This window comes from Streptomyces sp. bgisy159 (assembly GCF_965341775.1).
GTDB lineage: Bacteria > Actinomycetota > Actinomycetes > Streptomycetales > Streptomycetaceae > Streptomyces.
This window is the reverse complement of the sequence record NZ_CBDQZH010000018.1, coordinates 23,839-36,902: the sequence shown is the minus strand read 5'-3', so window position 1 is coordinate 36,902 and position 13,064 is coordinate 23,839. Positions and strand designations below refer to the sequence as shown.

General features: G+C 72.5%; 9 protein-coding genes. 6 read left to right on the top strand and 3 right to left on the bottom strand.

Annotated features, from left to right (window positions below; all coding sequences use genetic code 11):
• Nucleotides 1-11: 11 nt before the first annotated feature.
• Both ACSLTV_RS18960 and ACSLTV_RS18955 read left to right on the top strand, forming a co-directional pair.
• The gene (locus tag ACSLTV_RS18960; RefSeq protein WP_435612545.1) at nt 12-1,301 is read left to right on the top strand and encodes a hypothetical protein; all 1,290 of its coding nucleotides are present in this window, start codon (nt 12-14) and stop codon (nt 1,299-1,301) included.
• Nucleotides 1,302-1,373: 72 nt separating this feature from the next.
• Complete coding sequence (locus tag ACSLTV_RS18955; RefSeq protein WP_432133334.1) at nt 1,374-2,957, top strand: hypothetical protein; 1,584 nt, start codon at nt 1,374-1,376, stop codon at nt 2,955-2,957.
• 72 nt (nt 2,958-3,029) lie between these two features.
• Here ACSLTV_RS18955 and ACSLTV_RS18950 read toward each other — a convergent pair whose 3' ends face one another.
• A complete protein-coding gene (locus ACSLTV_RS18950) occupies nt 3,030-3,443 on the bottom strand; it encodes an organic hydroperoxide resistance protein (RefSeq protein ID WP_432133335.1) in 414 nt (137 codons plus the stop codon).
• Nucleotides 3,444-3,602: 159 nt separating this feature from the next.
• Between ACSLTV_RS18950 and ACSLTV_RS18945 the strand changes: the two genes are divergently transcribed.
• Nucleotides 3,603-4,118 carry a MarR family winged helix-turn-helix transcriptional regulator gene (locus ACSLTV_RS18945; RefSeq protein WP_432157351.1) on the top strand — a complete coding sequence of 172 codons (516 nt, stop codon included), beginning with the start codon at nt 3,603-3,605 and terminating at the stop codon, nt 4,116-4,118.
• A 132-nt stretch (nt 4,119-4,250) separates the two neighbouring features.
• Nucleotides 4,251-5,243 carry a UDP-glucose 4-epimerase GalE gene (gene galE / locus ACSLTV_RS18940; protein WP_432133337.1) on the top strand — a complete coding sequence of 331 codons (993 nt, stop codon included), beginning with the start codon at nt 4,251-4,253 and terminating at the stop codon, nt 5,241-5,243.
• Between the two features lie 129 nt (nt 5,244-5,372).
• Here the strand turns inward: galE and ACSLTV_RS18935 are convergent, their stop codons facing one another.
• Nucleotides 5,373-6,008: a TetR/AcrR family transcriptional regulator gene (locus ACSLTV_RS18935; protein ID WP_432133338.1), complete on the bottom strand. Its 636-nt coding sequence runs from the start codon at nt 6,006-6,008 to the stop codon at nt 5,373-5,375.
• 160 nt (nt 6,009-6,168) lie between these two features.
• Here ACSLTV_RS18935 and ACSLTV_RS18930 point away from each other — a divergent pair, with 160 nt between their 5' ends.
• Together ACSLTV_RS18930 and ACSLTV_RS18925 are read left to right on the top strand one after the other, a co-directional pair.
• On the top strand, nt 6,169-7,104 hold the full coding sequence (locus tag ACSLTV_RS18930; RefSeq protein ID WP_432133339.1) for an ABC transporter permease: 936 nt from the start codon (nt 6,169-6,171) through the stop codon (nt 7,102-7,104).
• A complete protein-coding gene (locus tag ACSLTV_RS18925) occupies nt 7,097-7,906 on the top strand; it encodes an ABC transporter ATP-binding protein (RefSeq protein ID WP_435612520.1) in 810 nt (269 codons plus the stop codon). Before ACSLTV_RS18930 ends, ACSLTV_RS18925 begins: the two co-directional genes overlap by 8 nt.
• Nucleotides 7,907-7,985: 79 nt before the next feature.
• Here the strand turns inward: ACSLTV_RS18925 and ACSLTV_RS18920 are convergent, their stop codons facing one another.
• Nucleotides 7,986-12,944 (bottom strand): NAD-glutamate dehydrogenase, encoded by a 4,959-nt coding sequence (locus ACSLTV_RS18920; protein ID WP_435612519.1) that lies wholly within the window; start codon nt 12,942-12,944, stop codon nt 7,986-7,988.
• Nucleotides 12,945-13,064: the final 120 nt, after the last annotated feature.

The window sequence follows — 13,064 nt, the reverse complement described above, 5'->3', positions numbered from 1 at the left end:
AACGGCTGCGGATCCGCCCGCGCACCCGCGCCTGGGTGGTGCTCCTGGCCACCGTGTTCGCGCTGCTCCAGCTCGCGAACGTCACCGGCCGGGACACCCCCGACAGCGGCAACTACCTGTCGTACGCGCTGTCCCTGCGCGGCTGGGACAAGCGGGCGGTGGCCGCCGCCACCATCAACTACGGGTGCGCCGGGCGGGCCTCGTGGGCGGCCCGGCGGCAGAGCGTGGACGTGATCCGCTTCCGTCGGCCCGACCCCGCCGCGCGGGTCATGGCCGAGTGCCGGGCCGAGCGGTGGCGCCGCGTCGAGGCGCGGCTGCGGGCGGGGCAGACCGGCGGGCACACCGTGCCGTTCACCCGGGAACGCTTCATGCGGATCTTCGAGGCGCGGCCCGGCTATCCGGTGTTCCTGCTACCGTTCCTCACCCTGTTCGGGGTGACGTGGGGGGTGTGGGCGGCGGGTGTCGCGGTGACCGTGGCGGGCGGGCTGCTGGCGTTCCTGGTGCTGCGGACGCTGCGCGCGCCGGCGCCGGTGTGCCTGGCGGGGCAGGGCCTGTACTACGTGCTGCCGTGCGGGACGACCGCGATGCGCCCGATGGCCGAGGGACTGATGCTGGCGCTGACGCTGGCGGCGGTGTGGGGGTGCGCGCTGGCGCTGACCGGCCGGGCGCGGGCGGGGCTGTGGCTGGTGGGCGGCTCCCTGGCGGCGCTGTTCACGGTCAAGCACTCGCAGGCCCTGTTCCTCGGGCTGTGCCTGGCGGCAGCGGCGGGTCTGCTCCTCGTGCGGCGCCGCGGGCGCGGCGGTGGGGCGGGGGCCGGGGGCTCACGTCCGGCGTGGGCGCTGGCGCTGACGGGCTGCGGCGCGGTCCTCGGCACGCTGCTGCTGGCGCGGCTGCTGCACCTCCCGTCGACCGCGGAGAGCGTGCAGGACCTGCTGACCGGTCACTTCACCCGTCCGGACCGGGCCCGGCCATGGCCGGAGCTGCTGGAGCTGGAGGGCCACTTCTGGGTGGAGTGGCTGCGCCGGCAGCTGTGGCAGCCGCTGTTCCTGGTGGCACTGGCGGGCGGGGCGTGGGGGGCGGCGCGGCGGCCCGCGGCGGGGCTGTTCGTGGCGGCCGCGGCCACGACCGGGTTCCTCACCCAGGCGGGGCACCCCGACATCACCATCTGGGGCGACCGGCTGATCGTCCTGGCGTGGCTGCTGCCGGTGCTGGGACTGCCGCTGCTGCTGGAGCCGGCGGTGCGCGCCCGGGTGGTGGTGCCGGCGCAGGAGCGGGCCGATCGGACTCACTCGTTGAGGTGACGGGCGCAAGGCCGTTGACCGGGACGGGAACATACGGCCAATGCGCCCTACCTCCCTTTCGCGGTCCGTCCGGTGAGCGCCGGTGTCCTGATCCGGCGGCCGGTGCGCGGTGCGACGGCGCTGCGCGGCGGCCCCCGGTGGCGTCCGAGCCCGTACCAGGCCGCCGGAGGCCTGTTCCTGCTGGTGATGACGCTGGCGTACTGGCGGGTGCCGCTGTGCTGCGACGCCGGCCAGCACGCCGCGGTCGTCGAACGGCTCGCGGCCGACCTGTGGCATCCGCGCCACCCCACCGCGGACCTGCCGGGCGCGGGCAGCCCCTACTACTCGCCGTACGCGGTGGCCGAGGGCGTCCTCGCCCGGCTGACCGGGCTGTCCGGCTGGGCGGTGCTGCGGGTGGCGGGCCCGGTGAACCTGCTGGTGCTGCTGACGGGCGTCGGGCGGTTCGTGCGGGTGCTGACGCCCCGGCCGTGGGCGCCGGTACTGGCGCTGGCCGCGATGACCCTGCTGTGGGGCACCGAGCGGGCCTGGTGGAGCGGCTTCCTCGGGCTGATGTCGATGACCGGCAACCTCGGCTATCCGTCCACCTTCGCCATCGGCCTCGCCTTCTGGGCGTGGGCGCTGACCGGAGCGCGGGCGCGGGACGCCCGGCGGGTGCGGTTCGTCGGCCCGAGCGGGCGGCGCGGCCTGATCGGGTACGCGGGGCTGGGCGGCCTGTACGGGCTGATCCTGCTGGTCCACCCGATCACGGCGGTGGCGGCGGTGCTGGGCGCGCTCGCGTGTGTCGCCGGATGGCAGCGCGGGTGGGGCGCGGCGGTGGCCGGCCGCTGGGCGCTCACCGGGGCGGTGGCCGTGGTGCTGGCGGCCGGCTGGCCCTACTTCGACGTGTTCGCGCTGGCCGGCGACACCAGCGTGGACGCGATGCACCGGCGGCTCTACGACGGCCTGGCCGGGCACTTCTGGCTGGCGCTGCTGGGGCTGCCGGCCCTGTGGGCGCGGGCGCGCCGGGCCGCCTCGCCGGGCGGGCCGGCGCTGTCCGCGCTGCGGGATCCGCTGGTGCTGATGTTCGCGCTGGACGTGCTGGTGGTGACGTACGGCTGGGTCAGCGGTCACTACACCTACGGCCGCATCCTCGGTCTGACGCTGGTGGCGCCGCAGTTCGCGCTGGCCGTGGAGCTGGCGGCGCCCCGGCCGTGGCGTCCGGCGCGCCGGGTGCTGGGCGTGGCCGCGGCCGGGGCGGCCGTGCTGGGGTTCGGGACGGTGCAGGCGGGTGCGGTGGTACCGCGCGCCCTGGACCCGGTGGGTTTCGAGCAGCCGCCGCACTGGCCGGCGTACGACTGGGCGGCCCGCTACATCCGGCCCGGCGAGGTGGTGGTCACCGACGGGTACTACGCGATGCACGCCATCGCCGGGTACGGGCCGAACCTCGCCGCGCCGGCCTGGCCGGACGCGGCCGTCGACGAACGGGAGCGGCTGCGGCGGCTGGCGGACATGCGCGCGTACCTGTCGCCGGCCTCGACCCGCGCGGAGCGCGCGGCCATCGCCGAGCGCCGCCACATCCGCTGGCTGCTGCTGACCCGGTGGCAGCGGGTGCCGGCCGAGGCGGTGGTGGTGGCGTGGAGCGAGCGGACGGGGGAGGTGCTGGCCCGCGTGGGCTGAGCCCGTCCGCCGCCCCCGGGTGAGGCCGGTCCGTCGGTGCCGGGGCGGGTTCCCCCGTCGCCCCGGCACGGCCTACTCGATGACGAGGTCGACCTCGATGTTGCCGCGGGTGGCGTTGGAGTAGGGGCAGACCTGGTGGGCCTGCTCGACGAGCTTGCGGCCGGTCGGCTCGTCCACGGTGTCGGGGAGTTCGACGCGCAGCGTCACCTGCAGCCCGAAGCCCTCGCCCTGCTTGCCTATGCCGACCTCGGCGGTGACGGCGGCCTCGCTCACGTCGACCTTGGCCTGGCGGCCGACGAGGCCGAGGGCGCTGCCGAAGCAGGCCGCGTAGCCGGCGGCGAACAGCTGCTCGGGGTTGGTGCCCTGCCCGTTGCCTCCGAGTTCCACCGGCATGGCGAGGGCGAGGTCGATCGTGCCGTCGGAGGAGACGGCCCGGCCCTCGCGGCCGTGGGTGGCGGTGGCGACGGCGGTGTAGAGCGCGTCCATGGATGAACCATCCCTCTTGAGTCGGTGTCCGGACCGGGTGTCCGGATGGATCGAGTGTCCGGACCGGGTTCCGGCGGGCCGGGCGGTCCGTGCGACCACAAGTAGAGCACACAATTAAATTGCACACAACCGAATGGCGCGCAGCGCTACCCTGGAGACATGAGCGCGACCCCGCCACCCCTCGACGAGCAGAACTGGCTGCGCCTTGACCGGCAGATCTGCTTCTCCCTGCACGCCGCCTCGCGCGCCTTCAACGGCGTCTACCGGGTGATCCTCAAGGACCTCGGGCTGACCTACCCGCAGTACCTGGTGATGCTCGTGCTCTGGGAGGAGGGCGAACTGCCGGTCAAGGAGCTGGGGGCCCACCTGCGACTGGACTCCGGCACGCTGTCCCCGCTGCTCAAGCGGCTGGAGGCGGCCGGTCTGGTGGTGCGCGAGCGCAGCGCCCGCGACGAGCGCTCGGTGGTGGTCCGGCCGACCGCCGAGGGCACGGCGCTGCGCCGGCGGGCGGCCGGGGTCCCGCACCGCATCGTCGAGGCGACCGGCTTCGACGTCGACCAGATCCGCGCGCTGCGCGAGCGCCTGGACACGCTGACCGCCGCGCTGGACGCGGCGGTGGACGCCACGGGGGCCCCGACGGCCGCACCGGCCGCCGCGGAGGGGACGGCGGGGTGAGCGGGCGGTCCCGCGCCGCGTCACGCGGGGGCGTGACCCTGCGGGCCGCCGCGCCCCCTGCTTCACTGTGACCCTGAGCAACACCGCAGCCGGGGGGCCACCGAAGCCGACCGACGAGGGGAACGACCGCGGATGACCTGGCTGATCACAGGCGGCGCCGGATACATCGGCTCCCACGTCGCACGGGCCATGACCGAGGCCGGCGAGCGGGCGGTGGTGTACGACGACCTGTCGGCGGGCGCCGCCGACCGGGTTCCGCAGGGCGTGCCGCTGGTGGTGGGCTCGATCCTGGACGGCGGGCGCGTGGCCGACGCCCTCGCCGATCACGGCGTCACCGGGGTCGTCCATCTGGCGGCGCGCAAACGGATCGGCGAGTCGATGGACCGGCCGCTGCACTACTACCGCGAGAACGTGGAGGGCCTGCGCGTCCTGCTGGAGGCGGTGGTCGCCGCCGGCGTCCCGTCGTTCGTCTTCTCCTCCTCGGCCGCTGTGTACGGCATGCCGCACACAGCGGGGAACGACGCGCTGGTGACGGAGGAGACGCCGTGCGTGCCGCTGTCGCCGTACGGCGAGACGAAGCTGGCCGGCGAGTGGATGGTGCGCGCCGTGGGCCGGGCGACCGGGCTGTCCACCGCCTCACTGCGTTACTTCAACGTCGCGGGCGCGGCGAGCCCCGAGCTGGCCGACACCGGTGTCTCCAACATCGTCCCGATGGTCTTCGAGAGGCTCACGGAGAACGCCCCGCCGCGCATCTTCGGCGACGACTACCCCACACCCGACGGCACCTGCGTCCGCGACTACATCCACGTCGTCGACCTGGCGGAGGCGCATGTGGCCACCGCCCGCGCCCTGCAGTTCTCGCCCGGCCGCCACCTCACCCTCAACATCGGGCGGGGTGAGGGCGTGTCGGTGCGCGAGATGATCGACCTGATCAACGCCGTCACGGGCTACGACCGGCCGCCCACCGTCACCCCGCGCCGCCCCGGCGACCCGCCCCGCGTCGTCGCCTCCGCCGACCGCGCCGCCACCGAACTGGGCTGGACCGCCAAGTACGACGTCCAGGACATGGTCGTCTCCGCCTGGGAGGGCTGGATCCGCCGCCATCCGGAGGCGGCACTGGTCTAGAGCCCTTCTGCCGCCGGTGCCGGTGCTGGTGCCGGTGCCGGTGATGGCGCGCCGGTGCTGGTGCTGGCGCCGGTGCTGGTGCCGGTGATGGCGCCGGTGCTGCTGCTGGCGCCGGTGCCGAGTGGGGGGTCAGAGCGCCTTGAGGGCGGCCGTGGTGGTGCGGGCCAGGGTGGCGAGGTAGTCCTTGGGCAGGCGGGGGCTGCGGATGACGACGGAGCGCCAGTAGAGGGGGCCGGAGATCAGGTCCAGGGCCAGTTCCCCGTCCGCGCCCGCACGGACCTCGCCGCGCCCCTGCGCCGCCGCGACGATCTTCACCGCGACGCCCTCCTGTCCGTCCCGCAGCGCCTTCTGCAGGGCCTCGGCGATCTCCGGGCTGCGGGCCGCCTCGGCCTGCAGGTCGGGGATGATCTGCGAGGCCACGGGGTGGCGCAGCGCCCGCGACGTCACCTCGTACAGCATCCGCAGATCGCCCTCCAGGCTGCCGGTCTCCGGGGCGGGCAGGCCCTGCACGGCGATCGCCGACACCACGTCCAGGACGAGGTGCAGCTTCGAACGCCAGCGGCGGTAGACGGCCGTCTTGCCGACGCCGGCGCGGCGGGCGATGCCCTCGATCGACATCCGCGCGTAGCCGGCGGCGGCCAGTTCCTCGAAGACGGCCGCCCGGATGGCCTGCGTCACGTCCTCCCGCAGCACGGCCGCACCCGCGGGGCTCCGGCGGCGCGGACGTGGCTGGGGTCCGTCGGCGTTCGCGGCGTTCGTCGTCATGCCGCCCAGCATAGGGCGTTACGACGATACGGTTGCGTTCCGACGCAGGCGGGCATACGCTCCCGTTGCGACGATACGGACCCGTCCCGACGTAAGAGCGCGGGAAGAAAACGGGAAGAGAAACGCGCGCCCCCTCCCCCACCGAGCGAAAGCAGCGGATGTGACTCAGGTCCTCGACACACCGCCCCCTGCGACGGTCCTTGATCCCCCGCACCACCCCCCGCACGAAGACCTCGCCGCCCTGGCGGCCCGCCACGGCCTCTCCGTCAGCGGCGCCCGGCCGTCCCTGCCGGAGTACGTCCGCCAGTTGTGGGCGCGGCGCCACTTCATCACCGCGTTCGCCACCGCCAAGCTCACCGCCCAGTACAGCCAGGCGAAGCTCGGCCAGATCTGGCAGGTGATGACGCCGCTGCTCAACGCGGCGGTCTACTACTTCATCTTCGGCGTCCTCATGGGCACCCGGGACGGCATCGCGGACTTCGTCCCCTTCCTGGTCACCGGCGTGTTCGTGTGGACCTTCACCCAGAGCTCGATCCTCGCCGGCACCCGGGCGATCTCCGGGAACATCGGCCTGGTGCGCGCCCTGCACTTCCCCCGGGCCGCGCTGCCGATCTCGTTCTGCCTGCAGCAACTGCAGCAGCTGCTGTTCTCGATGTGCGCCCTGCTGGTCATCCTGTTCGCGGTCGGGGTGCCCCCCGCCCCGTCCTGGCTGCTGGTGGTACCGGCGCTGACCCTTCAGTTCGTGTTCAACACCGGTCTGGCGATGGTGATGGCCCGCCTCGGCGCCAGGACCCCGGACATCGCCCAGCTGATGCCCTTCGTCCTGCGCACCTGGATGTACGCGTCGGGCGTCATGTTCAGCATCGACAACATCGTCAGGAACCACGCCGACCTGCCCGGCTGGGCCGTGGAACTGCTGCGGGCCAACCCCGGCGCCCTCTACATCGACCTGATGCGGTTCGCCCTCATCGACAGCTTCCACGCGGACCAGCTGCCGCCCCACGTGTGGCTGACCGCGGCCGGCTGGGCGCTCCTCGCGGGCGTCGGCGGCTTCATCTACTTCTGGAAGGCTGAGGAGACGTACGGCCGTGGCTGACAGCACCGCGCACCCCGACGAGCCCGTCCCCACCGTCGTCGCCGACGGCGTCGACATCGTCTACCGCGTCAACGGCGCGTCCGCCGGCCGGGGTTCGGCGACCGCCGCGCTCAGTCGCATCATGCGCCGCGGACCGGTCGAGAAGGCCTCCGGCACCCGCCTGGTGCACGCCGTGAAGAACGTGTCCTTCGTCGCCTACAAGGGCGAGGCCATCGGCCTGATCGGCACCAACGGATCCGGCAAGTCGACCCTGCTGAAGGCCGTCGCCGGCCTGCTCCCCGTGGAGCGCGGCAGGATCTACACCGACGGCCAGCCCTCCCTCCTCGGCGTCAACGCCGCCCTCATGGGCGACCTGACCGGCGAACGCAACGTCCACCTCGGCGGCCTGGCCATGGGCATGTCCCGCGAGCAGATCAGGGCCCGTTACCAGGAGATCGTCGACTTCTCCGGGATCAACGACAAGGGCGACTTCATCTCCCTGCCCATGCGCACCTACTCCTCCGGCATGGGCTCGCGGCTGCGCTTCTCCATCGCCGCCGCCAAGGACCACGACGTCCTGCTCATCGACGAGGCCCTCGCCACCGGCGACGCCAGGTTCCAGGCCCGCTCGGCCGACCGCATCCGCGAGATGCGCGCGCACGCAGGCACCGTGTTCCTGGTCAGCCACAGCAACGGCACCATCCGCGACACCTGTCAGCGGGTGCTGTGGCTGGAGCGCGGCGAACTGCGCATGGACGGCCCCACGGACGAGGTCATGCGCGAGTACGAGAAGTTCACCAACGTCGGCAGGAAAGCGGCCTGACCCGCCACCCGGCCCACACACGAGCGGGGGCGCCCCGGCCGACACGGCCGGGGCGCCCCCGTCGTCACGACGCCGACGGTCAGGAATGCGTACGCAGCAGGGTGCGCATCGTCCGCATGGCGACCGACAGGTTGGCCAGGTCGAACGTCTCCGAGCTGCGGATCTCCTCCAGGGTCGCCCGCGCCCGGCCCAGGATCGCGGCGTTCTTCTGCTCCCACGCCTTGAACCGCTGCTCCGGCGTGGAAGTGCCGTTGCCGACGGCCAGGACGTCCGCCGTCAGCGCCGCGTGCGCCGCGTACAGGTCCTCACGGATGGAGGCACGGGCCATGGACTGCCAGCGGTCGCTGCGCGGCAGCTCGATGATGCGGTCCATGAGCTGGGTGATGTGCAGCCGGTCCGCGAGGTCGTAGTACACCTCGGCGACGTCCAGCGGGTCCCGGCCCATGCGGTCGCCCACGGAGACGATGTCCAGCGTCGGGAACGCCGAGGAAAACCCGGCCACCCGCGTCGCCAGCTCGTCGGTGACGCCGGAGCCGGTCAGCTCGTCGTAGATCTGCTGGTACCAGTCCAGGTCCGCGCCGCGCAGCAGCTTCGGCAGCTGCGTCCACACCTGCTCGACCCGGTCGGCGAAGAAGTCGACCGTCTCGGCCAGCTCCAGCGGCTGCGGCCGGTTGTTCAGCAGCCAGCGCGTGCCGCGCTCGACGAGACGCCGCGAATGCAGCCGGATCCGGGTCAGCACGTCGGCCTCGACCCGGTTGTCGAGCGCCTCGACCCCGTCCCACACCGGGGCCTGCCGGAAGATCGTCCGGGCCACGGTCTGCGCCCGCACGATCTCCTCCAGCGAGGCCCCGGTCTCCTCCCGCAGCCGGTGCAGGTACGTCGTACCGCCGGTGTTGACGGTGTCGTTGACCAGCACGGTCGTGGTGATCTCGCGGCGCAGCGGGTGGCTCTCGATGTGCTCGGAGAACCGCTCGCGCAGCGCCGTCGGGAAGTACGCGTACAGCAGCCCGCGCAGGTGGGGGTCCTCGGGCAGCGAGGTCGCCAGCAGCTCCTCGGAGACCGTGATCTTCGTGTACGCGAGCAGGACGGCGGTCTCCGGACCGGTCAGGCCCTGCCCGGCGGCGAGCCGCTCACGGATCTGCCGGTCGGTGGGCAGGAACTCCAGCGCCCGGTCGAGGTGGCCCTCGCGCACCAGGTGCTTCATGAAGCGCTGCTGCGCGTGCAGCATGTCCTTGGACTGGGCGAGCGCGTTGGCGATCGCCGTGTTCTGCGCGTAGTTGTTGCGCAGGACGAGCCCGCCCACCTCGTCGGTCATCTCGGCGAGCAGCTTGTTGCGCTGCTTGACGGTCATGTCGCCGTCGGTGACCACCCCGTTGAGCAGGATCTTGATGTTCACCTCGTGGTCGGAGGTGTCCACGCCCGCGCTGTTGTCGATGGCGTCGGTGTTGACCTTGCCGCCGGTCTGCGCGAACTCGATGCGGCCCAGCTGGGTCAGCCCCAGGTTGCCGCCCTCGCCGACGACCTTCACCCGCAGGTCGGCGCCGTCGACGCGGATGGCGTCGTTGGCCTTGTCGCCGACGTCCGCGTGGGACTCCGAGGCCGCCTTGACGTACGTGCCGATGCCGCCGTTCCACAGCAGGTCCACCGGGGCCGTGAGGATCGCCCGCATCAGGTCGGCCGGCGTCATCTTGGCGATCTTGTCCTCGATGCCGAGGGCCTCACGGATGTGGCTGTTCAGCGCGATGGCCTTCGCACTGCGCGGGAACACCCCGCCGCCCGCCGACAGCAGCTCCGTGTCGTAGTCCGCCCAGCTGGAACGCGGCAGCTCGAACAGGCGGCGGCGCTCGGCGTACGAGGTCGCCGCGTCCGGGTCCGGGTCGATGAAGATGTGCCGGTGGTCGAACGCGGCGACCAGCCGGATGTGCTCCGACAGCAGCATGCCGTTGCCGAACACGTCACCGGACATGTCGCCGACGCCGACGACCGTGAAGTCCTCGCTCTGCGTGTCCACGCCCAGCTCGCGGAAGTGCCGCTTGACGGACTCCCAGGCGCCGCGCGCGGTGATGCCCATGCCCTTGTGGTCGTAGCCCGCCGAGCCGCCGGAGGCGAACGCGTCGCCCAGCCAGAAGTCGTACGACTGCGCGACCTCGTTGGCGATGTCGGAGAACGTCGCCGTGCCCTTGTCGGCGGCGACCACCAGGTAGGTGTCGTCACCGTCGTGCCGGACCACTCCGGTGGGCGGGACGACCTCGCCCGCCACCATGTTGTCGGTGATGTCGAGCAGCGCCGAGATGAACGTCCGGTAGCTGGCGACGCCCTCGGCGAGCCACGCGTCGCGGTCCGCCGCCGGGTCCGGCAGCTGCTTGGCGACGAACCCGCCCTTGGCGCCGACCGGCACGATGACGGTGTTCTTCACCATCTGCGCCTTGACCAGGCCGAGGATCTCGGTGCGGAAGTCCTCCCGCCGGTCCGACCAGCGCAGACCGCCGCGCGCAACCTTCCCGAACCGCAGGTGCACGCCCTCGACGCGCGGCGAGTACACCCAGATCTCGTACGCCGGGCGCGGCGCCGGCAGGTCCGGGATGGCCTGCGGGTCGAACTTCATGGAGACGTAGTCGTGCGGCGTGCCGTCCTCGGTCTCCTGGAAGAAGTTGGTGCGCAGCGTCGCCTTGATGACGGTGAGGAACGACCGCAGGATGCGGTCCTCGTCCAGCGAGGCCACCTGGTCGAGCGCCGCCTCCACCTCCTCCAGCAGCGCGTCCACGATCTCGTGGCCGGCCCGCTGCCGGTCCGGCGACATCCGCGCCTCGAACAGGGAGACCAGCAGCCGGGTGGTGTGGACGTTCGTACGGAGGGTGTCCTCCATGTAGTCCTGGCTGAACGTGGAACCGGCCTGGCGCAGGTACTTGGCGTACGCGCGCAGCACCATCGCCTGCCGCCAGGTCAGCCCGGCGCCCAGCACGAGCGCGTTGAAGCCGTCGTTCTCCGCCTTGCCGGTCCAGGTCGCGGCGAACGCCTCCTGGAAGCGCTCACGGGCGTCGTCGGCGAGGTAGTCGCCGCTTCCGTTGGCCGCCTTGGCGAGCATCGACCTGGGGATGCGCATGCCGAAGTCGTAGATCCACGCGTGGCTGCGGTCGGCGCAGCGCAGCTCGTACGGCCGTTCGTCGATGACCTCGACGCCGAGCCGGTTCAGGACCGGCAGGACCGCCGACAGGGAGACGGAGTCGCCCTTGCGGTAGATCTTGAAGCGGCGCTCGTCGGGTGCGGCGCCCACCGGCTCGTACAGGCTGAGCGCGAAGTCGCACTGCTCGTCGAGCTGTTCGAGGTGGACCAGGTCGGCGACCGCCGCACGAGGGGTGTGGTCGGCCTTGTAGCCCTCGGGGAAGGCGTTGTTGTAGCGGCGCAGCAGCTCGGCGGCGCGCTCCTCGCCGAACTCGGCGCCCAGCGCCTCGGTGAATCCGTCGGCCCAGGAGCGGGCGGCCTCCACCAGCCGCGCCTCGATGCGCTCCTTGTCGCGGTCGCTGAGCTCGGGCAGCTCGGTGCCCTGCGGGACCCGCACCACGAAGTGCAGCCGGGACAGGATCGACTCGGTGTTCCAGGCGGTGAAGTCGACGCTGGTGCCGCCGAGCTCCTCCTTGAGGATGTCGATGATCCGCAGTCGCACACCGGTGGTGTAGCGGTCCCGGGGCAGGTAGACCAGCGCCGAGTAGTAGCGGCCGTACTCGTCCTGGCGCAGGTACAGCCGCAGCCGGCGGCGCTCCTGCAGGTACAGCACCGACGTCACGATGGAGCGCAGCTCGTCGACCGGCGTCTGGAACAGCTCGTCGCGCGGGTACGTCTCCATGATCTGGAGCAGGTCGCGCCCGTCGTGGCTGTTGGGCGAGAAGCCGGCGCCCTTGAGGACGGCGTCGACCTTGCGCCGGATGACCGGCACGCGCAGCACCGACTCGGTGTAGGCGGCCGAGGAGAACAGTCCGAGGAAGCGCCGCTCACCGACGACGTTGCCCTCGGCGTCGAACTTCTTGACGCCGACGTAGTCCAGGTAGGAGGGGCGGTGCACGGTGGCCCGGCTGTTGGCCTTGGTCAGCACGAGCAGCTTGTGCTCGCGGGCCTTGGCGCGGGCGTCGGCGGGCAGCCGCTCGAAGGAGGGGCTGACAGGGTGGCTCTCGTCGTCGGCGTGGTGCGGGTCGGAGCGCAGTATGCCGAGGCCGGTGCCGGGCACCGCGGCCAGCGAGTCGTCCTCGCGCAGCTGGTACTCGCGGTAGCCGAGGAAGGTGAAGTGGTCGGCGGCGAGCCAGCGCAGCAGCTCGCGGGCCTCCTCGATGTCGGGGCCGGGCAGGTCGCCCGGGACGGACTCCTCCTCCAGGTCCTCGGCGATGCGCAGCGCGGCGTCGCGCATCTTCTCCCAGTCCTCGACGGCCTCCCGGACGTCGGACAGGACGCGCAGCAGATCGGCGGTGATCTGCTTGAGGTCGGCGCGGTCGGTCTCCCGGTCGGTCTCGACGTGGATCCAGGACTCGACGTGGGCGTCGTGGGGCAGCGTGGCGGCCGGCGGCGGGGTGCCGAGCACCTCGACGAGCTTGCCGGTCACATCCCGCCGCACGACGACCTGCGGGTGGATGACGAGGTGGATGCCGCGGCCCTGCCGGGTCAGCTCGTTGGTGACGGAGTCGACGAGGAAGGGCATGTCGTCGGTGACGACCTCGACGACGGAGTGGCTGCACGTCCAGCCGTTCTCCTCGACGGTGGGGGTGTGCACGCGGACGTTGGCGGTGCCCTGCGGCCGGTTCTCGGCCAGCCGGTAGTGCGAGAGCGCCGCTCCGAAGACATCGACCGGGTCGCGGTCGGTCAGGTCCTCCGCGGCGGTGTGCAGGTAGTAGCGCTGGAGGAACGAGAGCACGGATTCGGTGTCCGGGGTGTCCGGGGCGCCCTCGCCCGTCGTCCCGGTCGGTAGGTGCCCCCCGACCGGGCTGTTCTCAGCGACCCGGGCGGCCCTTTCGAGCAGCTCGGCCTTGGCTTCGTCCAGCTTGGTCTGCATTGTCCTCTGGCTCCTGTCGCGCGCCGTTGCGTGACGTAGAAAGAAGTACGGTCTCTGCCCCTGCGGCACGACGTCGCGGCGCGGGGTGTCCGTTCCGCTCGGGCGCCGGGCCGTGGGGGG

Excerpts from the sequence above, each read along its gene's own strand:
- ACSLTV_RS18920 (WP_435612519.1), bottom strand. The coding sequence starts at position 12,944 with ATGCAGACCAAGCTGGACGAAGCCAAGGCCGAGCTGCTCGAAAGGGCC.
- ACSLTV_RS18950 (WP_432133335.1), bottom strand. The coding sequence starts at position 3,443 with ATGGACGCGCTCTACACCGCCGTCGCCACCGCCACCCACGGCCGCGAG.
- ACSLTV_RS18945 (WP_432157351.1), top strand. The coding sequence starts at position 3,603 with ATGAGCGCGACCCCGCCACCCCTCGACGAGCAGAACTGGCTGCGCCTT.
- ACSLTV_RS18935 (WP_432133338.1), bottom strand. The coding sequence starts at position 6,008 with ATGACGACGAACGCCGCGAACGCCGACGGACCCCAGCCACGTCCGCGC.
- galE (WP_432133337.1), top strand. The coding sequence starts at position 4,251 with ATGACCTGGCTGATCACAGGCGGCGCCGGATACATCGGCTCCCACGTC.